Genomic DNA, 24,118 nt, shown 5'->3' on the forward strand with positions numbered 1-24,118 from the left:
GTCTATTTTTTAATGCAAATAAGTTGGAATAAGATCATAGACAATATCTTCCATTCTGGAGAAAGCGATTTCCTCATCAGGCTGGCTGAGCAATACCATCAGCACTATCCACTTTAGCTTCTCCATTGACAGCTCTTCATTTTCAAGTGCCATGGCCCGGTCGATGACAATTTCCCGGTTGGCGGAGCTGAGGATGCCGCTATGTTCAAGAAACATGATCATATTGCGGGAATCAAGATCCAGACGGGCTTTCTCCTGGCTGCAAAAAATGCGGAAAGTAGGCAATATCGATGCATTTATGGCCCGTTGCAGGCTAAGCGATTCCAGCCAGTCAAAAGCTTTGTTGACTTCGATTTGTTCAAAGCCCGCTTCAAGCAATTCTGTTTTGACGATATCGCTGTCAGGAAGTATTTCAATTTCATCTTCCATGTAGTTTTCGAATAAGTACATCAGGACATCAAAAATATTTTCTTTCATAAGCTCTTGGTTGTTTATTTGATTCGGGTATAGCATCCGCCGGCGGATGCTTCTATATAGCCTTGCAGTTCCAGAATCAGTAACATTGACGAAATAACTTCGACGGATTCGTTGGCATTTTCAACCAGAGTATCGATAGAAGTTGGGCTAAACATGACAAGATTCAATAATGTTTGTTGCTCCAGGTCAAGCGTTGATTGCATTGTGGATAGGGAGAAATTCTCATCCTGTTGATTATATTGATGTAGTTCCTCAAGAATATCTTGAGTTGTTTCGACAAGTTTCGCGCCTTCACGGATCAGTGCATTGCAGCCGCGGGCCAACGGGTTGTGAATAGAGCCTGGAATTGCGAAAACTTCGCGGTTTTGTTCGAGCGCCATGCGCGCAGTAATCAGCGAGCCGCTCTGTTTAGCGGCTTCGACTACCAAGAGTCCTTGGCACAGGCCGCTGATAATGCGGTTGCGTCTGGGAAAGTGGTTGGCTTTGGCGGTCGTGCCGGGCGGAAATTCCGAAATCATCGCGCCGGTATTGACGATTTCAGTGGCCAAGTTTTTATGGCAAGCCGGATAGACGCGATCCAGCCCGGTTCCGGCTACCGCAATCGTATAACCCTGAGCCTTTAATGCACCTTGATGGCTGGCGGCGTCTATGCCCAAAGCCAGTCCGCTGGTAATTACAAAACCATAATGACTCAGGGTCTTGGCAAAGTTAAAGGCGGTTTCCAGGCCTGAGGTCGAAGGGTTGCGACTGCCGACGATGGCGAGCTGCGGCAGTGATAACAGTTCGGGGTTGCCGCGAACAAACAGAATAGGCGGGGGATCGGAAATTTCCTTTAACGGCAATGGATAGGCAACGTCATGGAGAGTGATCGCGCTGTTGTTTTCCTGGCTCAGCCAGCTCAGGTCATAGTCGATCAGCGACCAGTCAGGGTTCTTGATCGCATTAACGATATCGCTTTTCAGGCCTAATGCGCTCAGTGCGGATGCTGATTCAGCAAATAATTGCGCCGGGGTATGGCTTTCAAGTAAGCGAAGAAATGTTCGGCAGCCAACGCCTGGCGTGCGCAATAACGCAAGCCAGTATTTTATGTCGTCATCGGTTTGTTGGGCGGTAATGTTCAGGGGGTTCTAACTTTGTCTAAAACATGAAGAGCCTGGGTCGCTTTCATAACCAGGGCATAACTGACACGCTCAAACGGGCGGAAAACCATCAGGGTGCCGGCAATTTCATCGGGAAGATTAACGGCATCATTCTTAATTGGGCTATAGTCATCCCTGACAATCTTGCCAGCTCTATATATATCCAGTTCGTGTCCGGCTAAGAGACCGTCGGCAGTGCCTTTGTCGATTACGACGACATTATATCGGCCGATTTGGGAAACACCGCCGAGCACGCTGATAATGCTGCCTTTTATGCTCTCTTCAGGCGGACGGGGAAAATAATTTAAGGCGAGGTCCTCTTCTAGAGTGGGCATGATCCGATCGCCAATGCGGATTTCACGATCGGCTTTGGTTATGGCCAACGTTGCCGGATCGCCGGGTTGTTGCAATGAAGCCTCAGCAATGTATTGCGCCTCATAGCCCAGGATTTCCCCACTTTCCGGACTGGCATACGCGCTTCCGGGACGGTAAATTGTGTGGGATAGGCTATCTGTTTCGGTTATTGAGCGAACATAAACACGGTCGCCGATACCTACAATGAGATGTTCGCCTGCAAAGTCAACAACATAAGGAGCGTTGTTGAGTTCATCCTCGCCCACTACTTTGGGTGACGTCAAATAGCTAGCTATGTTTGCCGTAGGAATTAACCGGATAGCCTGTTCTAGTTTGGATTCACGAATGCAGGGCAATACCTTTCCGTCTTCTGAAACGGCAAATTCTTTACGCCCGTGTTTATAATCATCTTCTTTAAGCACGCAGGGAGCATTGGTTGTGGTTTGAGCTTGAGGTATATCGCTTCTGGAAAGACTAAGCTGCGGTTTGCCGTTTATCACGGAAAAATAAAGCGTATCGCCGGGATAAATCAGATGAGGATTTTTGATTTGAGTATTGTGACTCCACAGTTCAGGCCATTGCCACGGGTGCGTCAGAAATTTACCGGATATTTCCCATAAGGTATCACCTTTAATAACAGTGTATTGATCAGGATGGGACGGATTTATTTGTATTTCATCAGCCCATGCGCTTAAGCTGAAAAGCAGAGAAACTATCAATCCGGTGAGTGTTCGAAAAGCCATGTTGGGTTCCTGTAGAGTCTTTTTTACTATCTGAATTCAAAGTTTAGATGAATTCAGATAGAATTCCAGTATTCAAACATTATAGTGGAGAGTTTGTTGAGTATTCTATCTATTCTCGAGTTTCCGGATGAACGGTTGCGTAAGAAGGCTGCAATCGTAAAAACGGTCGATGATAAAGTTAAAAAATTGGTCGATGACATGCTTGAAACCATGTACGAATCGCATGGTGTAGGGTTGGCCGCAACCCAGGTTAATGTGCATCAACGGATAGTTGTTATTGATGTCAGTGAAGAAAAAGACACCCCGTTATGTCTAATCAACCCTGAAATTATCGAAAAAGACGGCGTTAAGGAATCAGAAGAAGGTTGTCTTTCGGTGCCCGGCTTCTTTGAAAAAGTGACCAGAGCCGAACACATTATAGTAAAAGCGCTCGACAAGGAGGGGGAACCTTTTGAATTGAGCGCCAGGGACTTGCTGTGCGTGTGCGTTCAGCACGAGCTGGATCATCTGGATGGAAAACTGTTTGTTGATTACATTTCACCGTTAAAACGGCAGCGAATTAAGAAAAAATTGGAAAAAATTCACAAAATGGAAACGAGCTGAGCATGAAGATTATTTTTGCGGGAACTCCCGAGTTTGCTGTGCCTTGTTTGCAGATGTTGCTGGATTCGAAGCATGAAGTTTGCGCCGTTTACACCCAGCCCGATCGTCCGGCGGGCAGGGGACGCAAGTTACAGCCCAGTCCGGTCAAGGAACTGGCCGTAGCTGCCGGAATCCCCGTTTTTCAGCCGCTTACCATGAAAACCAGTGAGGACTTGCAGCAGATCAGTGCATTTAATGCCGACTTGATGGTGGTGGTCGCTTACGGCATGATCTTAACCCAAGCCGTTCTGGATGTGCCCAGATTGGGCTGCATCAATGTACATGCTTCATTATTGCCGCGCTGGCGCGGCGCCGCGCCTATTCAACGGGCGTTGATGGCGGGCGATGAAAAAACCGGCGTGACCATTATGCAAATAGTGCGCAAGCTGGACGCCGGCGACATGCTGCATAAGGAAGAATGCGTGATTGCTGCGACCGATACCGCTAGCGGCTTGCATGACAAATTGGGTGCGTTGGGCGCCATAGGCTTGGCCAAAGTGCTGGAGCAAATCGAAGCAGGAACCCTTCACCCCGAGCCGCAAGACGAGGCGCTGGTGACCTATGCCGAAAAACTGGAAAAAAGCGAAGCCTTTATTGATTGGGCGCAACCTGCTGCTCAAATAGCGCTGAAAGTCAGGGGTTTGAATGCCTGGCCGGTTGCCCAAACGCTTTATCAGGGCAACGTGTTACGCATCTGGCAAGCGGTCGAAGTCAATGACGATTCATCCGTACAGTTGGAGCCCGGTGTCGTGCGGTGTGCCGATAAGCATATGGATGTGGCAACCGGTAAAGGCTTTTTACGGCTGCTGGAAGTACAGTTGCCGGGGGGGAAACGCATGCCGGTTCAGGCTTTTTTGAGTGCACATGATGTTAACGGGGTAAAACTCGGTTGAATACACGACTAGTCGCAGCACGGGTACTGTCCCGTGTTTTGCAGGACGGGCAGTCTTTAACCGCCGCCTTGGATAATGCATTTTTAGCCGTAGAGTCGGGAAAAGACCGGGCTTTCATTCAGGCGTTATGCTACGGCGTTTGCAGGCAATATCACCGGCTGGATTATATTTTAAGCCAGTTGCTGGATAAGCCGCTGAAAGATGCCGACGTTAAGGCGCTGGCTTTGGTGGGCTTGTACCAGCTCAAATACATGCGGGTAAAACCTCATGCGGCAGTGTCCGAAACGGTTTTGGCGGCGCGTAAAAAGCCGTGGGCCAAGTCGCTGATCAATGCGGTGCTCAGAACCTATCTGCGAGAGCAGGAAGGGCTTGAGCATAAAGCCGATAAATTTCAGGTTGCGGCCTTGAGTCATCCTGATTGGCTGATTAAGCAGATTGAGCGGGATTGGCCTGAGCAGGCCTTGAATATCTTCCTGGAAAACAACTTGCAGCCGCCTATGGTGCTGCGGGTCAATCTGGCGAAAGTCAGTCGCGAACACTATCTACAGCTATTAACTGGGCAGGGCATAGAGGCTGAAACCATCAGCTTTTGCCCGTCGGCAATTAGATTGGATAAACCTGTGCCGGTAGACATGTTGCCCGGCTTTGCCGATGGCTTGGTGTCCGTTCAGGATACCGCCGCGCAGCTGGCCGCAGGGTTGCTGGATGCCCAGCCGGGACAGCGCGTGTTGGATGTGTGCGCTGCGCCGGGCGGCAAGGCTGCGCATATTCTTGAAAGCCAACCGCAACTAAAAGAACTGGTTGCGGTCGATATAGACGAGTCCAGAATGCAGCGGGTGGGCGAAAATTGCCAGCGCTTAAAATTGCAAGCCACGCTGGTGGTTGGCGATGCCGCCAATCCGTCAGGCTGGTGGGACGGTAAGCGGTTTGATCGGATTTTACTGGATGCGCCCTGTTCGGCATTAGGCGTTATCCGCCGCCACCCCGATATTAAATTATTACGCAGAGCCGAAGACATTCAGCAGTTGCAGGCTTTGCAACAAACCATCCTGAAAGCTGTCTGGCCGCTGTTAGCGCCCGGCGGGCTTATGGTCTACGCAACCTGTTCCATTTTAAAGCAGGAAAATGAGCTGCAAGTTAAAGCTTTTCTAGCCGAACATAGCGATGCCGTCGAACTGCCTATAAATGCCGGCTGGGGTGCTGCCGGGGCATGCGGGCGCCAGATTCTTACCGGTGAATCGGCAATGGACGGGTTTTATTATGCGCGTATCAGCAAGCAGTAAGTCATCGTTTTGCTATTCATTGCTATATTGTCTTTTTGCATGGCTGTTGCCTGTTTTAAGCTATGCCGATGCGTTTGGCGTAGAGGTGAAAAATGCCGAAATGACTTTGCAAGGCAACAGCTATGTTGTATCGGCGGATATCGATTATCAGCTCAGTGCGAGGGCAATGGAGGCGTTGCAAAACGGTGTGCCGTTGTATTGGGATACGCATATTAAGGTTCAGCAGCATCGCGATTACTTCTGGGACAAAACACTGATCAACACCGGCATTCGTTATCGCATTCAGTATCATGCGTTACTGAATATGTACCGGGTCAGAAATGAGGGTAGCGGCGAGCTGTACAATTTTTCTACGCTGTCATCGGCATTGGATTTAATGTCAACGATACATAATTTTCACCTGATGGATAAGCCGGCTGATACCTCGAAAGAACGTTACGCTGTCGGCATAAAAGTAACGCTAGACCGGGACGCGCTGCCTTTGCCGCTACGTCCGGTTGCTTATACTAATCCTCAATGGTATTTATCCAGCGATTGGACATTATGGCCTTTGACAAAATAAAACCCCCTATTAGTTTGTCTATATTGGTTCTGTTTGGCCTGATTTTGCTGTTGTTGCAGCTGATGAGTTCGGCAACTCAGGAATCTTCAGAACTGAGCGCAATGTATTCATGGCTGCTGTTGGTTAATGCGCTGGGATCGGTGGTGTTGCTGGGCTTGGTCGGCGTTAATATTTACTCCTTGGCGCGGCAGTTAAAAAAACGCGAGGCAGGCTCGAGGTTAACCACGCGCATGGTGTCGTTGTTTGTGGTGCTGGCTTTGGCGCCCGCCGCTATTGTGTTTTATTTTTCGATGCAGTTTCTGCATCAGGGCATCGACAGCTGGTTTAATGTGGAAATAGACCGGGCGATGGAAGACGCCCTGGAGCTTAGTCAGGCATCATTAGATCAACGGATGCGTTGGCATTTGCGGCAGACTCAGCAACTAACCTCGAAGCTGGTGGAGTCGTCAGAAACGCAGGCAACGCTGGAGATGGAGAATTTGCGCGAACTTTCCGGGGCATCCGAGATGACGTTGTTCTCCCGGCAGGGCAGGATTATTGCCTCTAGCAGCATCAATCCCGGCGATATTTTGCCGAGTTTGCCGGATGAGCATACGTGGTTACAGTTGCGTCAGAATTCTGAGTATGTCGCTTTAACGCCGGTACGCGATGATGAGTTGATGATCCGGGTGATCGTTACCGTTAAAGCCAAGGAGCCGCAATACTTACAGGCGTTATATCCGGTACCGGTAAGAATTGCCGACTTGGCCGATTCGGTGGAATTTGCCTTTGTGCGTTACCAGGAAATGCATTTTTTAAGGCACTCGTTAAAGTTGAGCTTTTCTTTGGCCTTATCGCTGGTTTTGTTGATGAGCTTGCTGGCGGCCATTTGGGTGGCTTTCATCAGTATCCGTAATATTGTTGCCCCGGTAAAAGCCCTGGTCAAAGGCACGCAGGCAGTCGCTTCCGGGCATTACGACCAGGAGTTGCCGGTTATGGCTCAGGATGATCTGGGCTTTCTGGTGGAGTCCTTCAATGAAATGACTCATCGTATTGCCCGGGCCAGCGACGAAACCAGAATGGCCGGTATTGAGGTGGAGAATCAGCGGGCTTATCTGGAAACGATACTGGCGAATTTAACGGCGGGCGTGATCAGTTTCGATGCGGAGCATAAAATACGTACTGCAAATCAGGCGGCTTACCGGATTTTCCATATTCATGTGAATCAGTTTGTCGGGCGGACTTTACTGGAACTGGTCGAGAATTATGCGGAATTGGCCGAACCTTTAAAATCCATTCAGCGCTTGTTGGAGCAAGCCGACGATATATGGCAGCAGCGGATTGCTTTTTTAGGCCCCAATGGTCGGCAAGAGTTGTTGTGTAGAGGTACGCCACTGTTTTCCCAAGAAGGTTTTCGGGTCGGGGCGGTAGTGGTTTTTGATGATGTGACCGACTTGATTCAGGCGCAGAAAAATGCGGCATGGGGAGAGGTCGCCAGGCGTCTGGCTCATGAAATCAAGAATCCGTTGACGCCGATACAATTATCGGCAGAACGGTTGCAGCATAAGCTGGCCGATAAGTTGGCTGCCGGCGATGCGGATATGTTACAGCGCTCGACCACGACCATCGTGCAGCAGGTTGAAGCGATGAAAGAAATGGTGGATGATTTCTCGGAATACGCCAAGCCTTCCAAAAAGCAGACAGTGGATATTGATTTGCCTCATCTGGTCCAAGGGGTGTTAGCGCTTTATGCGCTAAGGTCGGGAGTCAAGTTCAAAGCCGACTACGATACCGGCTTGTTGATGATTAAGGGCGATCCGGTTAGTATCAGGCAAGTGTTGCACAACTTGATAAAAAATGCGTTGGAAGCGATAAACACCAAGGGCTTGATCGAAATAAGCCTGCGCCGGGTGCAAAAAAATAACACCGATTTTATTGAAATAGCGCTTTACGATGACGGGCCGGGCATTAAAGACGAGCAAATTGAACAAATCTTTGAGCCTTACGTTACCACCAAAGCCAAGGGAACCGGGCTGGGGTTGGCTATAGTTAAAAAAATAATTGAAGAACATGGGGGTGCGATATGGGTCGACACCAGCCGAAAAGTGGGAGCGGGATTCATCATTCAGCTTCCGGCGTGTAATTTTTGAGATGCCGTAAAAAATATGAATGCACAAAAACCACATATATTGGTTGTAGATGATGAGCCGGACATTCGCCGGCTGGTCTGTGAAATTCTTGAGGATGAGGGCTATCAGGTCGCTACAGCCGAGAATGCCAGTGCAGCCCGGCAGTTAAAAGCATCTAAAGCTCCCGATTTAATCCTGCTCGATATCTGGATGCCGGATACGGATGGCATTACCTTATTGAAAGAATGGGTTGCGGAAGAGATCATGCTTTGTCCTGTCATTATGATGTCGGGGCACGGTTCCGTCGAAGCCGCTGTTGAGGCAACCCGGCTGGGGGCTTATGACTTTCTTGAGAAACCGTTGTCTCTGGCAAAATTATTATTGATCGTGGAAAGGGCTTTGGAAGCCAGCAGCCTGCAAATGGAAAATGCAGGGCTTAAGCAGCAGTTGCACACCGATATTGAGCCGGTTGGCAAGAGTGCGACCGTTGCCAGGCTCAAGGATCAATTGAAGCGTCTGGCTCAGCATGATGCCAGGGTCTTGTTTGTCGGTGAGGCTGGCGTTGGTAAGGAGATGTTTGCCCGGTATCTGCATAACAACAGCGCGCATCGGGACGGCCCCTTTGTGGATGTGGCTGTAAGCAGTATCTCGCCGGAAAATTCGGCGGTAGAGTTTTTCGGAAAAGAAGATGCCGGCAAGGTTTATCCCGGCTTGTTGGAAAGAGCGCACAAGGGGACATTGTTTTTAGGTGAAATTTGCGGCATGGATAAGGAAACCCAGTTAAGGTTGCTCGGTGCCCTGGAGTCCAGCTCTTTTCTGCGGGTAGGCGGTAGCGAGGCAGTTCGTGTCGATGTTCGGGTTGTGGCGTCAACTCGCATTGCCTTGGATGAGGAGGTCAAGGCCGGACGTTTTCGACAGGACTTGTATTATCTGCTTAATGAAGTTTCGCTCGATATCCAGCCGCTTCGGGAGCACAGTGAAGATGTGCCGGCATTGCTGAGTTTTTATGTCGATTATTTTGTCAGTCAGGATAGATTGCCTTTTCGAAAGTTTTCCATGGCCGCGCAAAATTTCTTACGTAATTACAGCTGGCGCGGCAATGTGCGGGAATTGAAAAACCTGGTGCAACGGTTGATGATTCTGGGAGCTGGCGAAGATATAGAAATGGATGAGGTGAAGGCGGCGCTGGGTTCGGTGATTAGTGACACCCCGACTTCCCACGCGGTACCTGAATTTTTTAATTTACCGTTAAAAGAGGCCAGGGATCATTTCGAGAAAGCTTACCTGGAGTACCATTTTGAAAGAACCGGCGGCAGTGTTGCGAAATTGTCAGCCGCAGTGGGCATGGAGCGAACACATCTTTATCGCAAGTTACATTCATTGAATATTAAGTTATAATTCAAACAAGAGATGGAGGGTTCAAAAAACTGTGCTTTTTCATCTGAAAACAAATAAACTTGAAAAATATGTTACTTTTTAGTAGAATTTTGCTCTTTATATTGAGCCTTTAACAGAAAGCCTAAGCAACGATGAAAACATTTAGTGCAAAGCCAGCAGAAGTTAAGCGTGATTGGTACGTGATCGATGCAGAAGGAAAGACGCTTGGCCGTCTTGCTTCTGAAATTGCGCTACGCCTTCGCGGTAAACATAAACCAGAATACACACCGCATGTTGATACCGGTGATTATATTATTGTAGTAAATGCAGAGAAGATAGGCGTTACCGGCAATAAAGAAAATGATAAATTGTATCAGCACCATACAGGTTATATCGGTAATCTTAAGACTGTTACCTTGGGAAAATTAAGAAAGACTTTCCCTGATCGTATTCTTACTACAGCAGTTAAAGGAATGTTACCTAACAATCCACTGGGTCGTGCAATGTTCAAGAAATTGAAAGTTTATGCAGGTCCTGAACACGATCATCAGGCTCAACAGCCACAAGTTTTAGAATTATAAGCGGGTAGATCATGGTAGCAGCAGCTCAGTACTACGGAACAGGTCGTCGTAAATGTGCAATAGCACGTGTTTATGCAACAACAGGTACCGGAAAAATCACTATTAACAAAAAAACCATCGAAGACTATTTCGGTCGTAAAACTGATCAGATGGTTTCTCGTCAACCATTAGGTTGTGTTGATATGGAAGGCAAATTCGATATTAATGTCATCGTTAAAGGCGGTGGTCCATCAGGTCAGGCTGGCGCTATTCGTCACGGTCTGACACGTGCGTTAATGGTATACGATGAAGCCCTACGTCCAGCGCTTAGAAAAGCCGGTTTTGTTACCCGCGACTCGCGTATTGTAGAACGTAAAAAAGTGGGTTTACACAAAGCCAGAAAACGTCCACAGTACTCAAAACGTTAATCGGTTACTTCCATGTGGTAGCTCGCGTTGTTACTCATGTGAAAATAAAGGGTCGCATTCTTACGGATGCGACCCTTTTTTATGGATGCTCAAAGGAGGATGGGATGTGAAGATCTCGATTATTATTCCTGTTTATAATGAAGCCGATAATATTAGTGCGTTAATTGCAGAGGTTGGCAGGGCTATGAGCGGAGTCGAAGCCTACGAGATTATCTATGTTGATGACGGCAGCAATGACAATACAGCTGAAGTTTTGAAGCAGGAATTGCAGCAGGTTAACGCATTGAAAGTAATTCGCCATCAGCGAAGCTGCGGACAAAGCGCTGCTATTTATACCGGAGTAAAGGCTGCAAAATTCCCCTTTGTCGCAACACTGGATGGCGATGGACAAAACGATCCAGCCGACATTCCCCGATTATATGAAGCATTGATACAGCAAAGAGAAAACATCAGCAATTTATGGATGATAGCCGGATGGAGAAACAATCGCCATGATTCCGCTTGGCGGCTTTTTTCTTCAAAAGTGGCTAACGGCGTTCGTTCCCGGCTATTGGACGATAATACACCGGATACCGGTTGCGGTTTAAAGGTGTTTTTAAGAGATGAATTCCTGAGCTTGCCGTATTTTGACCATATGCATCGGTTTCTGCCCGCTTTGATTTTAAGAGCGGGAGGGCAGGTGATATCCGAACCGGTCAATCACAGATCCAGAACACATGGCCATTCGAAGTACGGTACGTTGGATCGGCTTTGGGTAGGGATTATCGATATATTAGGCGTGATATGGTTGAAAAAGCGGGCAAAGCTGTCGGAGGCAAGCGAAGTTGAACGTGGATAAAGAAATTATTTGGCTCATTATAGGTTTTATAGGGCAGGCGTTATTTTCGGCTCGATTCATAGTGCAATGGCTTAAGAGCGAACGTGAGAAGAAAAGCGTATTTCCTATCGCTTTCTGGTATTTCAGCATTGGCGGCGGAGTGACCCTGCTGGTTTATGCAGTATACCGGGAAGATCCGGTTTTTATCGTGGGACAACTTTCCGGCCTGCTTATTTATTTCCGGAATCTGTATTTTGTGGTCCATGAGCGTAAGAACTTAAGCATTGAATAGCCCGCCATGTCTCAATTGCTGTCTGCCAGACTTTGGGTTTTTCTTTTATGGGGACTGTTAACTGCCGTTAGCCTTTATATCCGACCGCTATTTCCTATCGATGAAACCCGCTACGCCGCCGTGGCATGGGAAATGTGGCTTAGAAATGATTTCCTCGTCCCTTATTTAAACGGGGAAACCTACAGCCATAAACCCCCCTTGTTATTCTGGCTGATGCAGTTAAGCTGGTGGCTGTTTGGTATCAATGACTGGTCGCTACGGTTAATTACTCCGCTTTTTTCTCTGGCAATACTATTTTTATCCGGTGCAGTGGCTCGTAGTTTATGGCCTGGTCGCAAACGGATTGAAGCGCTGACCCCCGTACTGCTGTTGGGATTGCTTTTCTGGATGGTCTACAGCACATTGACCATGTTCGATATGATGCTGGCATTTTTTGCGCTATTAGGCATCTACAGTCTGCTAAAACTCGTGGATTCGGGTTTGTCATTAAAATACTGGACGCTGTTAGGAATAGCCATAGGTGGTGGTGTTCTGAGCAAAGGTCCAGTGATCTTGCTGCATATCTTACCTGTCGCGCTGTTGGCTCCCTGGTGGTTGAAAGTGGCTTGTTTTCGCTGGAAACATTGGTATTTTGGTTTGGTTGGCGCTATTTTGGTTGGGGCCGTCATCGCATTATGTTGGGCAATACCGGCCGGAATTGCAGGTGGGGACGCTTATAGAAATGCGATCTTCCTGGGCCAGACCAGCGGGCGATTGGTCGAGTCTTTTGCGCATAAATTGCCATGGTGGTGGTATTTAGAGATTTTGCCCTTATTGCTGTTGCCGTGGCTGCTTTGGAAACCTTTGTGGATCGGATTACGCAAGCTCACGTACCAGGATCCGGGTATCCGCTTTTGTCTGGCTTGGGCATTACCGGTTTTTATCGCGTTTTCCCTGATCAGCGGCAAGCGCATCCATTATTTATTACCTTTAGTTCCAGCCGTAGCTTTGATATTGGCGCGGGCCGTGGATGAAATAACGGAACCTGAGCGTTGGGAACGAGCCCACAGTGTTGTGATGGCGGTTTTCGGATTGCTGGGTGCGATATTCATAGCAGTGCTGCTTTTAAATGATACGTATCATTGGCAGACCGAATTATCATCAATATCGGTAGACTGGGGAATTCTGCTGGTTATTAGCGCGTTAATTTTGGGCGTAACCAAGGCAAAAGGGGCGCAGGATTCGGTTCTATATATTTGTATAGCTTCGGCTATCGCATTAATCACTGTCTGCGGCGGTTTTTTTGAGATTAAATACGGGCGCTACGATACCCAGCCCGCTGCACAGGAAATTGCCGAATTAATGGATGAAAATAGGGATATTGCGTATTTCGGCGGTAAATATCACGGCCAATATCAATTTGCCGGGCGTCTTAAAAAGGCAATTACCGTCGTGCCGGACATTGATTCTTTGTACGGCTGGGCTGGGCAACACCAGTCCGGTTATATCATAGTGACCTATCAGGATGAAGAGGCATTGTCCCCGTCGTTAGTCGATCATCATTATCCGTTCAGGGGCCAGAATATCGGCTTGCTTTCATGTCGGGATTTGTTGGCGAACCCTAGGCTTAGAGCTGTTTTGACACCGTAGATGATGAATATGCGGACTTCCTGCTTAAGCCCGTATGCATGGGTTGCCCGCTTTCCGGCAACCCATGCATTGAAGTTTCATCAAAGCGTTCAGCGTTTAAATGGGAATATCATCCACGGTTTCAGCCGCTTCATCGATTGCATCATGAGCGGTATTGCCAACTCCCGGTACGATTGATACAACCGCTCCGCCTAAACGCATGGGTACGGAAGCGATTTTAGTTAATACGCATCCTTGTAAAATCATAGTTGTGACTAATAAAAATACAATTCTTAACTTCATTTTTAACCTTCTTTTGCAAATATTCAGTAGACATATTTGATAATGCTCCCACCCATTGCCATGTGCAATATTTATTTGCGATTAAGCATCTTCATACTTGCTTTGCAATGCCAAGCTCTTTGAATGAGTGAGAAATCAAATCGATCCGGCGCGTTCAGGTATTGGCCTAACCCAGCTTGGTTCGTTGTCCAATAGCCGCTGATTGCAAAGCGGCAACGATGACTTGGCAATTGGCTTTCGCATCGTCCAGCGAAAGTGCCGGAGCCTTGCCTCTTAATACGCAATCGCTGAAATGCTCGATTTCCAGCCGGAAGTGATTAGCCGTTGGCAACCATTCTTCGCTTGGTTCGCCGCCTTCCGTCCACCATGAAATCATCGGCACATCGCCGGGCATACACCAGACGTTATGGCATTTAACACCGCCCTTTGTACCGACGATTTCATACTCGCAACGCCTTGCGCGTTCAAAACTGAAATCGAAATGCGCGTACTTTCCGTCTCCGAAATCGATAATCCCGCTGGTTGCCACATCCGCTCCGCTCTCGACATATTTGGCGATGGCTGTAACAGCGATAGCAGGCTCGTCGAAAAACATCCGCGCCGAATGAATCGCGTAACAACCGATGTCCCACATCGCGCCGCCGCCGTTTTCAACGTTCTTTGCCAAGCGATACATTCGCTCAGGCCGCATCATGAAAGAATAGCTGGACCGCACTGACCTGATTTCGCCGATCAGCCCCGACTGGATCAATTCCCGCACTCTGGCATGTTGCGGGTGGAAACGGTACATGAAGCCTTCCATGACCGTGACTTTATGTCTCAGTGCGGCGGCCTGAATGGCCTCGATGTCGGCCACAGCCAGCGCCATAGGCTTTTCGCACAATACATGTTTGCCCTGTTCGATGGCACGTAATGTCCACTCGGCATGCTCATCGTTGGAAAGCGGCAGGTACACGGCATCGACTTCCGGATCATCAAGTAGCGCTTCCAGGTTGTCATAGCAGCGCGCCTGCTGCTGTTGCAGCCCGTACTGTGCCAGTGTTTGCTGGGCGGCGCCGGGGCGGCGGCTGGCGATGGCGACCAGCTCGGCATTGGACGCTTCCAAGATGGCCGGCATTAAGCGTTCATTGACGCGCGCCGCTCCCAAAATGCCCCAACGCAGTTTTTTATTGTTATTCATCAGATTTACCTTCGGTGTATGTTTTTTGCTTATGTCGCTGAGTTTATTTCAAGAGTGGATGATCTTTAGGCAATTGCCGCGCTATCCATAATGCTAATTTATGTTTCATATTCACCCCGTTTTCCTGGTCAATCGCCAACGGCTGGATAAGTTGATCATTGACCAGCAGACGGTAAAGGCATTCAGTTTTATCCTTTGCCGAATCCGTTGAAGTAAATCCGGAGTATCCGCGGTTTTTCGCATACTTTTCGGCAACCTCCATCGCTTTTTTTAACAGCTGAGATTCATTTTTTAACTTAGCCATTGTTGTTTCCCACTGGGTTGTCGGTATTCAAAAAATCCCACTGCTGGTTAATCAAGCCTTGCAGGGGGTGATATTGGTTTTTATAGTTCATTTTTTGGCAGTCGGCAATCCAAAATCCAAGGTACAGCCACTCCAGCCTTTGTTCTTGCGCATATTGAATTTGCCACAGCACCGCATAAACACCGGGGCTATGGTCGGAGAACTTGGGGTCAAAGAAGGTATAAACCGCCGAAAGAGCATTATCAAGGCGGTCTACGACCGCCACAGCGGCCAGTTCGCCGGCAATGGAAAATTCTATAAATTCGGTATTGCACCATGAACTACCCAAAAATCCAATGTACTCATCGGGGCTGGAGCTTGCCATATTACCCTCGGCATGGCGTTGATTCTGATAGCGTAAATAAAGATCGTAATGGGTTTGTTCGAAGGCAGCGGGCTTGATTATAGCGGTGGTATGTTGATTTTTTTGCAAACAGCGCTTTTGCCTGCGATTGGGTTTGAATTGCGCAACGGGCAGGCGCACCGGAACGCATTGCGAACAATGTTCGCAATGCGGGCTATAAACATCGTCACCGCTACGCCTGAAACCGTAAGCACTAAGTTGCGAGTAAATAGCGGTATTAATTTCAAGAGAGGGAACAACATACACGGATTGTGCCCGCTGACCCTCCAAATAGCTGCAAGGATGCGGGGCGGTAATCAATAGCGGGATAGAGGTCATAAAAATCGTTTTGTCAGTTCACGATGTAGCTAAAGTACGCACAGCTTACCCTAGAATGCTAATGCTTGGCTGCGTTGTTTTGGAAATCATCCGTCCACTCCTTTGCTTGTTGCTGTAACAGCTGTCTTTGTTCGGCGGAAAGCCCGACAGGGTCAAAACGTAGTCGATAATGCAATTTATAAAGCCGATTTAATGCCGGTATTTGCAAACGCCCAACCCATTGCTGAATGCTTTCGTTATGCCGTCGGGCCTGGCCGGTATTTTGCAAGCATTGCTCGATCAGGTAAAACTCGGAGTCGAATCCCTGATAAGAAGTTTTAAGCACTGCTGTTTTTGTAAACGGTACATTCCTGTTTAGTTTCTGCCTTGCGGAATATATCCACCATGCCAGAAAAACCGGTAGCAATAAGGCGGGCAGTTCCAGTTCGGCATTCTGTTGAAATTGCCATTGGCTAAAATAAAACATGCAATTCGACCACCAGTCGTTGAGCGGCTGCCACAGGCTGGCATGCTCTGTTTCCATCGCCAGCCATTGCGACGGCGTAGAATCGACAGCTTGCCATACACCGTTTATATAGGCAATCGCCCAGGCATGGGCATGGCGGCTGCGAACGATATATAAGCCTTGCCGACTGTCGTATTCATTGATGGCATAGCCATTGGCCAGGCGTGCGGGAATTCCCGAATGCCTGAGCAATAGTACGGTGGCGACAGCAAAATATTCGCAATGGCCGGACTTGCGCTTTAGCATAAAGTCTTTCAAGGCCAGATCGGAATCCGTTTGACTACCTAAATAAAGACTGTAAAAAAAGTTGCTCTGAAAATAGATTTTGATGCGTTCGGCGATGGCTTCCGGCCGTTGTCCTTCCATTTTTAATTCACCGTGAACCTGCTGTAACCAATCGAGATGCTGCTCAGGCACTTGCAGGTCCAATTGGCTTGGCGCGCCGGCTCTTTGGCCGGTATAAAAAACCTGATAGCGGGCAAATCTTGGCGGCAGGCTCGCTTTTACCGCGCCCAGCTCGGTGTATTGCAGGTCAGCGTCATCGAGTCCTGTTATTTTCGCCGTGCCATCCGGCAACGCCAATACAGATTGATGATCAAGTTGTTGCAGGATTTCCAGTTTGTGTAACTTGCCGTTTTCGGATACCGGATTTTTAGCCGTAAACAGCCGCGTGGAAGCGGTCCAGTTGTGGCCTAAATACAAGTCATAACTGGCTTGATGCAGCAGCAATTGCCCATCGGCTCTTACCCGGAATTGGATCTTGTCGGATAATTTCAACTCGCCGACATCGCCGATAGACGTTTGCCCTTTAAAAGGATCGGTTTGCCGGTCGCCAAGCCACTCAAGGGATTCTTCTTCGAATGTTGCACTTAACCGTTTTAAACCCTGATAACCGGAATGGCTCACAGCAACAGCCAAGCCGATGCATAACAGCCATAGCGGTACCGGGGAATGCTTGGGCCGAACCGACCATAAAATGCCGGTAAACAGCGTCGCGGCAATGATGAAATAAACAGGCGATTGCACATTGGCAGCTCCGGCGCTCAACACGGTTAAAGCCGCATAAGGCAGGATGAAATCAATCTCTCTAAGCAGCCTGATAACGCCGGACTCCCTGTTATAGAGCGAGGCATAAGGCGGGTTGGAGTCAAATTCTTCAGCTGATCCGGGTTTGCGCAATGAATAAAGCAAAGCCGCTAACGGCAAGGTCTGAGTGTTGCTGAACAATTGCGCAAATAACGTCGGCGCAAACACCACCGGCAGCCACTTTAGCAACACAAAAATAGGCCGATCGGTGGGCTGTAAAATATACACATCGATTAACAGCAGTATCACCAGCAGCGCGGATAAATCGCCGCAACGGTAAAACTGGCGTGAGCTTATCCGCCAACGCCACTCACTATATTTACCGATAGCGATGACAAGCAACAACACAAAAGTCGCCAGCCAGGTTTGCGATAACCATCCCCATGACAGCAGACTGAAGCATAAAAACAGCATGTTCTTATTCATAACGCCGCCAGTTGTTCGGCCAGATGATGATAGTCGAGCAGATAAAAACATTCAGGTTTATCCGCGCATTGCTGTTGGGTCAGTGAGCCGTCGTGCAATAAAAATACCGTAGCGGGCAAACCGCGAGCCGATAATTGTTTGATAAAGTCCTGCCGGGCCGGGTCCCAATGCATCAGCACGCAAACCAAGCTGCTGCACAATCCGGCTCTGGCTAACACGGCCTGCTGTAACTGGGTAAACGTGCCTTGTTGGCTGGGTTGAACCGCCGCCAGAATCTCCTGCAAATGCGCTAACTGATCGACACCGCGCCCGGCGGTAAAACAATAGGCTTGTAAGCCGACAAACATTAAATCCAGCAAGGCTTCATGTTGCCGCTCACTGGCCGCAAGTGAGGCCGCCACCGACACCGCCGCTTCAAATTGCTCAACCGGCGCATCGCCGGCAAAGGTGTCCAGCAGTAACGCGCGGCGGACAAAATATTCATCCTGATATTCCCTGACGATCGGCTTGCCGTGTTTGGCGAAGCTCTTCCAGTGGATGCTGTTTAAGGGATCGCCGCGTTGATAGTCTCGTAGCGACATGAACTCGCTGGAATTGCCGACCGAACTTGCCTGCGCCACACCGCCGGCTTGGTATTTGCGCTTTCCGGGCAGCGTTAGCGGCTTGACCGGATAATGTTTGGGCAGCACCAGACAGCTTTGAGGCGCTTTCAGCACGATTAAACGCCTGAACAAGCCCAGTAAATCCGGTTTAGCCAGATAGCTGTCGGCAAAAATGAGGGCGCCGCGCCGGGTAGGGGTAAAGCTGATCTTTACCTGTAGCGGCGTTTGCGCCAGCTCAGGCAAGGCCGTTTCGGCAATCACGCCGCCGCGCCGATAGGCCAGATAGCGCAGCCATTGTCGAAAGCTTACGCCCTGTTTGAACCACGGCTGTTTTTCCAGTCGATAAAACTTAAGTAATGGCATTGCGCCGGGCAGGGTTTCCGACAACTGCTCGCACAGCGCCAGACGGTCATAAGTCCGCGGCGTTAAATTAGTCAGCGTGACGCTGTAGCGCAGCGGCTCGCCGACCATACCGTAACGCGGCAAGCGGCGGGTTAATGACACTTTGAGTCCATTAAACATGCTGTTCAAAAAGGAGCAAGCCAGCAGCACGAATAAAAATACGAACAACTGATAAGTAGTGCTTTGCCGGGTGTTGACGCCAAAAACGGCGGCGGCAACCATGAAAGTAATAACGAGGTGGCCGGTAAAGGTAAAATGCTGCCGCATCCAGTTATCGAAACGATAAACCCTGCGATACTGCCTGAGCATAAAACCTTGCCGCATCGTCTAGCTCGGTATCGGGAGGCTGTCGACTATTTCCTGCATTAACGTCGTCGCTTCAATGCCGGAAAACTTGCTTTGCGAGTCCACGTTAAGCCGATGGGCAATAACCGGGATGGCGAGTTCCCTGATCACATCCGGGGTGACAAACTCAAAGCCGTCCAGCAGCGCCAAGGCTTGCGCCGTTTTCATCAAGGTTAGCGAGGCTCTGGGACTTGCGCCCAGCTTGATTTCCGCCTTGTCGCGGGTGGCCGAGACGATAGCGACAATGTAGCGTTTAAGTTCCTCGCTGATCCGCACTTGCTTAACCTGGGCTTGTAAAAACTGCATCTCATCCAGGGTAATGCACGTTTTTAACGTATCCAAGGGATGCTGTTTGCCTTGCGAGCTTAAGATTGCGACTTCCTGAGCGCTGGAAACATAGCCCAAACTGAACTTCATCGCAAAGCGGTCCAACTGCGCTTCCGGCAACGGGTAAGTGCCGTGAAACTCAACCGGGTTTTGAGTGGCGACCACAAAAAAAGGCGAAGGCAGCGGCCTGACTTGGCGCTCGACGCTGACCTGATTTTCCGCCATGGCTTCCAATAACGCCGACTGGGTTCTGGGGGAGGCGCGGTTAATCTCGTCCGCCAGCAGGATATGGCAAAAAACCGGCCCCTGCTCAAAACGAAAACTTTGCTTTTGCGGGTCGAAAATCGAGATACCTATGATGTCGGACGGCAGCAAATCGGGCGTAAACTGAATGCGCTGGAATTGCGCGTCGCAGGAAACTGCAAGCGCTTTAGCCAGCGTGGTTTTGCCGGTGCCCGGAACATCCTCCAGCAGTACATGCCCGCCGGTGCTGAACGCCGCCAGCAGCCAGTGTAAAGTGCGCTGTTGCCCAAATATCACCCGCTCTAAATTATCATAAAGTTTGTCGAAGATAGAATGTGCTTGTGCAAAAGGTGGCGAGAGAGTAGTCATAGCACCAAATCACTCGATTGTTGGGTTGAGGCACAGGCGGCAACGTTGAATTCAGCGCTTTATCTGCCGCAAGAGACATCAAATCCGGGTCGAAACAGTATAAAGAAAGCATCTCTGTTGAAAGTGATGCAGTCTTAAGCTGTGAAGTGGCCGGCGTGGCTGCTGTAACCGGTCTTCGATAAACCCTTATTTTAGTGATATTTATTTTCAATAAAATGAAGATTATTATATAAAACAAATAAATCCCATTAACCGCACTATTTTTCTCAGCAGTAGATTCACTTAATAAGCCTTAAAAAACCGCTTTGTCAAGATTTGGTGACCATGATGTGTTCAAATGAACCTTTATTAAAGCCGGAAACGGCGATTTCTAATGGCGTTGAAGAGGCGAAAGAAAGCGCTGAGCATTGTAATCTTCAACTGGCAATCGATCTGGAGGCCAATAAAGCCAGGTTGATTAATGTTCTGTCACAATTCCCCGCCATTGCGTTATGGTTGCTTCATAAGTATGAAGCGAGCGTTTGCGAGTCCGAGCAGGCTTCCGAAGCGCTGACGGTTGCTTTGGCCAAAATTAAGAGCCGTTATTTGCAGGCGAGTTTGTCGTTTTCAGGCAGAGGTTTTAAGCGTAAAGCTGAAACCGATGAAAAACGACATTTAACTGAGGCACTGCAGGCATTTCCTTTTTCGGTTGATGATCTACTGGTGCTGATTGAGTTTATTATTTGTGTTTTCACGAATCGAGAAGGGGGCTATCAATCGGCTGCCCAGAATGTTAAAAATCATTCCGCCTGGATTGTTAAACGGCTGAAAGGATCAAATCGGCACAGCAAGTTAAATTTGCCTGATATAATGGATGCTATACGCGCCAGCCAATTTGATGAGCAATTTCTGTTTTTGTCCGGTGCTGATATGCAGCAATATGTGACTGATATGATTGTTGCCGAACGGTTGTGGTTAAACTCAAGGCAAGCTTTAGCAGAGGCGAATTCCGGTCTGGTTTTATTCATAGCCAATCGGTATAAGTGCGGCTTTTTAGATTTTGATGACTTGGTCCAGGAAGGTCAAACCGGCTTATTAAAGGCTATCGACAAATTTGATCACCGTTTGGGGTTTCAATTTTCGACGTATGCGGCTTATTGGATCAGGCAGGCGATATCCCGCGCCCTGTCTCGTAGCGAAAGAGTCGTGCGGGTGCCTTGCGAACAGGTGGCTAATATTCATAAAGTGCTGCGCGCCAAGAACGAACTGCTCTCAAAAACGGGTAAAGAGCCCTCGATTAAAGAACTGGCCGACTACTCAAAAATACCTGACGATCAAATAAATGCTATTTTATGCATTTCTCAAACGGCAGTGTCATTGGAAAGCTTGGAGGACGATGAGGATTCATTAGCGCCGATAGATTTTTTAGAACAGCAGGTTTTTGCTCATCCGTTTAAAAAAATAGAGCAATCAGATCTTAAAGACTGGATCGGCAATGCGATTAAAGTCCTTGATCCACGTGAATTAAAGGTGATTTGTTGCCATTTTGGCGTCAATACCGATAATGAAATGACATTGCAGGAAATTGGCGCGGAACTTAACTTAACCCGGGAACGGGTTAGACAGATTCAGGTTAAGGCGCTCAATAAAATGAAACTCAGCTATGGTAACCAATTAATGAGCTTTTTATGAGTTACGCTCATTAATATACGAGGTCGCACCGGTTCCCATGAGCTGTGGCGCTTCCGCCACCCATGGCAGTCGTAACCAGGAGATACACATGAAAAAATATTTGTTCAATATTTTGATTTTTGGCGTTGTTATTGTCGGAGGATATTTGATCTACGACCGCGTCCGCTCTACGCCACCGGCAATTGATACCCTGGCTTACTCAGATTTTATCAGTAAGGTAAAGCATGGGCAGGTTGAGCGCGTGGAAGTGTCCGGTCAGCAGCTTGGCGTTCGAACTTCCGACGGGCAAAGCTACCTGACCTTCAATCCCGGCGATGGGCATTTAATTGACGATCTGTTAACTGCGGGCGTTCAGATAAGAACAGTTCCACCCGAGCAGGAAACATTGCTGATGAGAATCTTCATCTCCTGGTTTCCAATGCTGTTAATGATCATTGTGCTCATTATTTACATGCGCAGAGTGCAAGGCGGCATGGGCGGCGGCGCTTTTGGCAAGAGCAAGGCCAAAATGCTTGAAGAAGACAAAATGACCGTTACCTTCCGAGACGTTGCCGGTTGTGAAGAAGCCAAAGAAGACGTCGCCGAACTGGTTGATTTTTTGGCCGATCCGCAGAAATTCCAAAAGTTGGGCGGACAAATACCTCGCGGCATATTAATGGTCGGCCCGCCTGGCACCGGTAAAACCCTGATTGCCAGAGCCATCGCCGGTGAAGCAGGCGTAAAGTTTTTTACCATTTCGGGTTCGGATTTTGTCGAAATGTTTGTCGGTGTCGGTGCGTCGAGAGTCAGGGATATGTTTGCCCAGGCTAAAGAACACGCGCCCTGTATTATCTTCATTGACGAGATTGACGCGGTCGGTCGCCAGCGGGGCGGTCCAGGTGTGGGGGGCGGCAATGACGAGCGGGAGCAAACTCTCAATCAATTGCTGGTGGAAATGGATGGGTTTAACGGCAATGAAGGCGTTATCGTTATCGCCGCCACCAACCGCGCCGATGTACTGGATAAAGCCTTGCTCAGGCCGGGACGTTTCGACCGCCAGGTCAATGTCGGCCTGCCCGATGTGCGCGGCCGCGAGCAAATACTGAATGTGCATATCAAAAAAGTGCCGGCAGCCGCCGATGTCGAATTGGAATATATTGCCAAAGGAACCCCCGGTTTTTCGGGCGCCGATCTTGCCAATGTCGTCAATGAAGCCGCTCTGTTTGCCGCTCGTTCGAACAAACAGGAAGTCAGCATGACCGATCTTGAAAAAGCCAAGGATAAAATCCTGATGGGCGCAGAACGGCATACCATGATCATGACCGAAGAGGACAAACTGCTGACCGCATACCATGAAGCCGGGCATTGCATTGTCGGGCAAATGTCGCCTGACCATGATGCTGTTTATAAAGTCAGCATCATGCCCAGAGGCATGGCCTTGGGCATCACCATGTTTCTGCCCGACAGAGATCAATACAGCGCCAGCAAACGCAAACTGGAAAGCCAGATTGCCAGCTTATTTGGCGGCAGACTTGCGGAATTGATGATTTACGGGGGAGACCGGGTAACCACGGGCGCGTCGAATGATATTGAGCGCGCCACAGAGCTGGCGCGCAACATGGTTACGCGTTGGGGCTTATCCGATAAACTCGGCCCATTGGTGTATGGTGAAGAAAGCGGCCGGCCGTTTATGGGACATCCCGGCGCTCAAGGCAGTTCCGTATCCGATAATGTTGCGCAGCTTATTGATGAGGAAATCCGCTCAGTGATAGACCGCAACTATCATCGGGCTGAAACTATCTTGCAGGAAAACATCGATATCCTGCACAAAATGGCCGATGCCTTGGTGAAATGGGAAACCATAGACCGCCTGCAAATTGAGGATTTAATGGCCGGCAAAGATCCTCGTCCGCCTATGGACGACGGTAATTCAGCGAGCAAGACTTCGGAGTCGGGCAGCGAAGTAAAAAGGATAGCTGATGAGAAAGCAATTAGCCCGAACAAGCATGCCGGACAAGTTTGAAGTGTGCTTATGCAGGCATTATTTGTTAAATAAAGCCTAACGGAATCATTGCATTGCGGTAACCAAGCCGTGCCCAAACAGCTTTTGGCGAAGTTGCTGCAATGCTTCTCTACTACGGATCAAGATGATCTTTGGCTTTGCAAATAATGCCTTCGCTTGTCGTTTTTAAGTCAAGCGAAGGCTCAGTTGCTTTATTTTGAGAGCATCAAACTTTGCAGAATAACTTGATCTGTTGATTTGTCTGTTGGATTCTTATTTGATATTGGATAAGTTTTGAGGCCAATTTATCCTTCCTATTAGCTCCTAATTCAGCAATTTTAGTTTTAGTCTCAAGAAAGTCTATTGACTC

The 24,118-nt window shown here is 48.7% G+C and carries 23 protein-coding genes; 13 read left to right on the forward strand and 10 right to left on the reverse strand.

All coding sequences use genetic code 11. The features are described from left to right. Positions 1-9: 9 nt before the first annotated feature. From M0R47_RS06130 to M0R47_RS06140, 3 genes are read right to left on the reverse strand one after another with little or no spacing between them, the layout of a single operon-like run. On the reverse strand, positions 10-477 hold the full coding sequence (locus M0R47_RS06130) for a DUF494 domain-containing protein (protein WP_292551837.1): 468 nt from the start codon (positions 475-477) through the stop codon (positions 10-12). A gap of 14 nt (positions 478-491) precedes the next feature. After that, positions 492-1,544, reverse strand: coding sequence for a DNA-processing protein DprA (dprA, locus tag M0R47_RS06135; RefSeq protein WP_292551840.1), 1,053 nt, complete (start codon positions 1,542-1,544; stop codon positions 492-494). 50 nt (positions 1,545-1,594) lie between these two features. Beyond that, positions 1,595-2,713, reverse strand: coding sequence for a LysM domain-containing protein (locus M0R47_RS06140; RefSeq protein WP_292551843.1), 1,119 nt, complete (start codon positions 2,711-2,713; stop codon positions 1,595-1,597). 96 nt (positions 2,714-2,809) lie between these two features. Here M0R47_RS06140 and def point away from each other — a divergent pair, with 96 nt between their 5' ends. The 11 genes from def to M0R47_RS06195 all read left to right on the forward strand — a co-directional run bounded on the left by def (position 2,810) and on the right by M0R47_RS06195 (position 13,304). Continuing rightward, entirely contained in the window at positions 2,810-3,316 is a 507-nt protein-coding gene (def, locus tag M0R47_RS06145; protein WP_292551846.1) for a peptide deformylase, read from the forward strand. 2 nt (positions 3,317-3,318) lie between these two features. After that, positions 3,319-4,248: a methionyl-tRNA formyltransferase gene (fmt, locus tag M0R47_RS06150; RefSeq protein WP_292551849.1), complete on the forward strand. Its 930-nt coding sequence runs from the start codon at positions 3,319-3,321 to the stop codon at positions 4,246-4,248. Continuing rightward, positions 4,245-5,531 carry a 16S rRNA (cytosine(967)-C(5))-methyltransferase RsmB gene (rsmB, locus tag M0R47_RS06155; RefSeq protein WP_292551852.1) on the forward strand — a complete coding sequence of 429 codons (1,287 nt, stop codon included), beginning with the start codon at positions 4,245-4,247 and terminating at the stop codon, positions 5,529-5,531. The genes fmt and rsmB overlap by 4 nt, the downstream gene beginning before the upstream one ends. Continuing rightward, positions 5,509-6,093 carry a DUF4390 domain-containing protein gene (locus M0R47_RS06160; RefSeq protein WP_292551854.1) on the forward strand — a complete coding sequence of 195 codons (585 nt, stop codon included), beginning with the start codon at positions 5,509-5,511 and terminating at the stop codon, positions 6,091-6,093. The genes rsmB and M0R47_RS06160 overlap by 23 nt, the downstream gene beginning before the upstream one ends. Further along, complete coding sequence (locus M0R47_RS06165) at positions 6,075-8,222, forward strand: ATP-binding protein (RefSeq protein WP_292551856.1); 2,148 nt, start codon at positions 6,075-6,077, stop codon at positions 8,220-8,222. The genes M0R47_RS06160 and M0R47_RS06165 overlap by 19 nt, the downstream gene beginning before the upstream one ends. Before the next feature lie 15 nt (positions 8,223-8,237). Continuing rightward, positions 8,238-9,599 (forward strand): sigma-54 dependent transcriptional regulator, encoded by a 1,362-nt coding sequence (locus tag M0R47_RS06170; RefSeq protein WP_292551859.1) that lies wholly within the window; start codon positions 8,238-8,240, stop codon positions 9,597-9,599. A 131-nt stretch (positions 9,600-9,730) separates the two neighbouring features. Further along, positions 9,731-10,159: a 50S ribosomal protein L13 gene (gene rplM, locus M0R47_RS06175; RefSeq protein WP_292551862.1), complete on the forward strand. Its 429-nt coding sequence runs from the start codon at positions 9,731-9,733 to the stop codon at positions 10,157-10,159. An 11-nt stretch (positions 10,160-10,170) separates the two neighbouring features. Continuing rightward, positions 10,171-10,566 carry a 30S ribosomal protein S9 gene (gene rpsI / locus M0R47_RS06180; RefSeq protein WP_292551865.1) on the forward strand — a complete coding sequence of 132 codons (396 nt, stop codon included), beginning with the start codon at positions 10,171-10,173 and terminating at the stop codon, positions 10,564-10,566. Between the two features lie 106 nt (positions 10,567-10,672). Further along, on the forward strand, positions 10,673-11,404 hold the full coding sequence (locus tag M0R47_RS06185; RefSeq protein ID WP_292551867.1) for a glycosyltransferase family 2 protein: 732 nt from the start codon (positions 10,673-10,675) through the stop codon (positions 11,402-11,404). Beyond that, positions 11,397-11,675, forward strand: coding sequence for a lipid-A-disaccharide synthase N-terminal domain-containing protein (locus M0R47_RS06190; protein WP_292551869.1), 279 nt, complete (start codon positions 11,397-11,399; stop codon positions 11,673-11,675). The genes M0R47_RS06185 and M0R47_RS06190 overlap by 8 nt, the downstream gene beginning before the upstream one ends. 6 nt (positions 11,676-11,681) lie before the next feature. Then, positions 11,682-13,304: a glycosyltransferase family 39 protein gene (locus M0R47_RS06195; protein WP_292551872.1), complete on the forward strand. Its 1,623-nt coding sequence runs from the start codon at positions 11,682-11,684 to the stop codon at positions 13,302-13,304. Between the two features lie 96 nt (positions 13,305-13,400). Here the strand turns inward: M0R47_RS06195 and M0R47_RS06200 are convergent, their stop codons facing one another. From M0R47_RS06200 to M0R47_RS06230, 7 genes are all read right to left on the reverse strand, one after another. Continuing rightward, the gene (locus tag M0R47_RS06200; RefSeq protein ID WP_292551875.1) at positions 13,401-13,586 is read right to left on the reverse strand and encodes a DUF6726 family protein; all 186 of its coding nucleotides are present in this window, start codon (positions 13,584-13,586) and stop codon (positions 13,401-13,403) included. 166 nt (positions 13,587-13,752) lie between these two features. Then, a complete protein-coding gene (locus M0R47_RS06205) occupies positions 13,753-14,766 on the reverse strand; it encodes a Gfo/Idh/MocA family oxidoreductase (protein WP_292551878.1) in 1,014 nt (337 codons plus the stop codon). A 43-nt stretch (positions 14,767-14,809) separates the two neighbouring features. Beyond that, on the reverse strand, positions 14,810-15,070 hold the full coding sequence (locus M0R47_RS06210; protein WP_292551881.1) for a DUF5062 family protein: 261 nt from the start codon (positions 15,068-15,070) through the stop codon (positions 14,810-14,812). Further along, a complete protein-coding gene (locus tag M0R47_RS06215; protein WP_292551884.1) occupies positions 15,063-15,791 on the reverse strand; it encodes an arginyltransferase in 729 nt (242 codons plus the stop codon). Before M0R47_RS06215 ends, M0R47_RS06210 begins: the two co-directional genes overlap by 8 nt. Positions 15,792-15,849: 58 nt before the next feature. Continuing rightward, a complete protein-coding gene (locus M0R47_RS06220) occupies positions 15,850-17,808 on the reverse strand; it encodes a transglutaminase-like domain-containing protein (RefSeq protein ID WP_292551886.1) in 1,959 nt (652 codons plus the stop codon). Then, positions 17,805-19,136, reverse strand: a complete 1,332-nt coding sequence (locus M0R47_RS06225) for a DUF58 domain-containing protein (RefSeq protein WP_292551889.1) — start codon at positions 19,134-19,136, stop codon at positions 17,805-17,807. The genes M0R47_RS06220 and M0R47_RS06225 overlap by 4 nt, the downstream gene beginning before the upstream one ends. 3 nt (positions 19,137-19,139) lie before the next feature. Beyond that, complete coding sequence (locus tag M0R47_RS06230) at positions 19,140-20,096, reverse strand: MoxR family ATPase (protein ID WP_292551892.1); 957 nt, start codon at positions 20,094-20,096, stop codon at positions 19,140-19,142. Between the two features lie 327 nt (positions 20,097-20,423). Between M0R47_RS06230 and M0R47_RS06235 the strand changes: the two genes are divergently transcribed. Both M0R47_RS06235 and ftsH read left to right on the forward strand, forming a co-directional pair. Further along, entirely contained in the window at positions 20,424-21,767 is a 1,344-nt protein-coding gene (locus M0R47_RS06235) for an RNA polymerase sigma factor RpoD/SigA (protein ID WP_292551894.1), read from the forward strand. Between the two features lie 88 nt (positions 21,768-21,855). Beyond that, the gene (ftsH, locus tag M0R47_RS06240) at positions 21,856-23,769 is read left to right on the forward strand and encodes an ATP-dependent zinc metalloprotease FtsH (RefSeq protein ID WP_292551896.1); all 1,914 of its coding nucleotides are present in this window, start codon (positions 21,856-21,858) and stop codon (positions 23,767-23,769) included. The last annotated feature ends 349 nt before the right edge of the window (positions 23,770-24,118 follow it).

The organism is Methylobacter sp., assembly GCF_023227905.1.
Classification (GTDB): Bacteria; Pseudomonadota; Gammaproteobacteria; order Methylococcales; family Methylomonadaceae; genus Methylobacter_A.

What these genes read in the sequence shown, in the direction of transcription:
- M0R47_RS06130 (WP_292551837.1), bottom strand. Translation starts at nt 477, where the DNA reads ATGAAAGAAAATATTTTTGATGTCCTGATGTACTTATTCGAAAACTAC.
- M0R47_RS06140 (WP_292551843.1), bottom strand. Translation starts at nt 2,713, where the DNA reads ATGGCTTTTCGAACACTCACCGGATTGATAGTTTCTCTGCTTTTCAGC.
- fmt (WP_292551849.1), top strand. Translation starts at nt 3,319, where the DNA reads ATGAAGATTATTTTTGCGGGAACTCCCGAGTTTGCTGTGCCTTGTTTG.
- M0R47_RS06160 (WP_292551854.1), top strand. Translation starts at nt 5,509, where the DNA reads ATGCGCGTATCAGCAAGCAGTAAGTCATCGTTTTGCTATTCATTGCTA.
- M0R47_RS06165 (WP_292551856.1), top strand. Translation starts at nt 6,075, where the DNA reads ATGGCCTTTGACAAAATAAAACCCCCTATTAGTTTGTCTATATTGGTT.
- M0R47_RS06170 (WP_292551859.1), top strand. Translation starts at nt 8,238, where the DNA reads ATGAATGCACAAAAACCACATATATTGGTTGTAGATGATGAGCCGGAC.
- rplM (WP_292551862.1), top strand. Translation starts at nt 9,731, where the DNA reads ATGAAAACATTTAGTGCAAAGCCAGCAGAAGTTAAGCGTGATTGGTAC.
- rpsI (WP_292551865.1), top strand. Translation starts at nt 10,171, where the DNA reads ATGGTAGCAGCAGCTCAGTACTACGGAACAGGTCGTCGTAAATGTGCA.
- M0R47_RS06195 (WP_292551872.1), top strand. Translation starts at nt 11,682, where the DNA reads ATGTCTCAATTGCTGTCTGCCAGACTTTGGGTTTTTCTTTTATGGGGA.
- M0R47_RS06200 (WP_292551875.1), bottom strand. Translation starts at nt 13,586, where the DNA reads ATGAAGTTAAGAATTGTATTTTTATTAGTCACAACTATGATTTTACAA.
- M0R47_RS06205 (WP_292551878.1), bottom strand. Translation starts at nt 14,766, where the DNA reads ATGAATAACAATAAAAAACTGCGTTGGGGCATTTTGGGAGCGGCGCGC.
- M0R47_RS06210 (WP_292551881.1), bottom strand. Translation starts at nt 15,070, where the DNA reads ATGGCTAAGTTAAAAAATGAATCTCAGCTGTTAAAAAAAGCGATGGAG.
- M0R47_RS06215 (WP_292551884.1), bottom strand. Translation starts at nt 15,791, where the DNA reads ATGACCTCTATCCCGCTATTGATTACCGCCCCGCATCCTTGCAGCTAT.
- M0R47_RS06220 (WP_292551886.1), bottom strand. Translation starts at nt 17,808, where the DNA reads ATGAATAAGAACATGCTGTTTTTATGCTTCAGTCTGCTGTCATGGGGA.
- M0R47_RS06225 (WP_292551889.1), bottom strand. Translation starts at nt 19,136, where the DNA reads ATGCGGCAAGGTTTTATGCTCAGGCAGTATCGCAGGGTTTATCGTTTC.
- M0R47_RS06230 (WP_292551892.1), bottom strand. Translation starts at nt 20,096, where the DNA reads ATGACTACTCTCTCGCCACCTTTTGCACAAGCACATTCTATCTTCGAC.
- M0R47_RS06235 (WP_292551894.1), top strand. Translation starts at nt 20,424, where the DNA reads ATGTGTTCAAATGAACCTTTATTAAAGCCGGAAACGGCGATTTCTAAT.
- ftsH (WP_292551896.1), top strand. Translation starts at nt 21,856, where the DNA reads ATGAAAAAATATTTGTTCAATATTTTGATTTTTGGCGTTGTTATTGTC.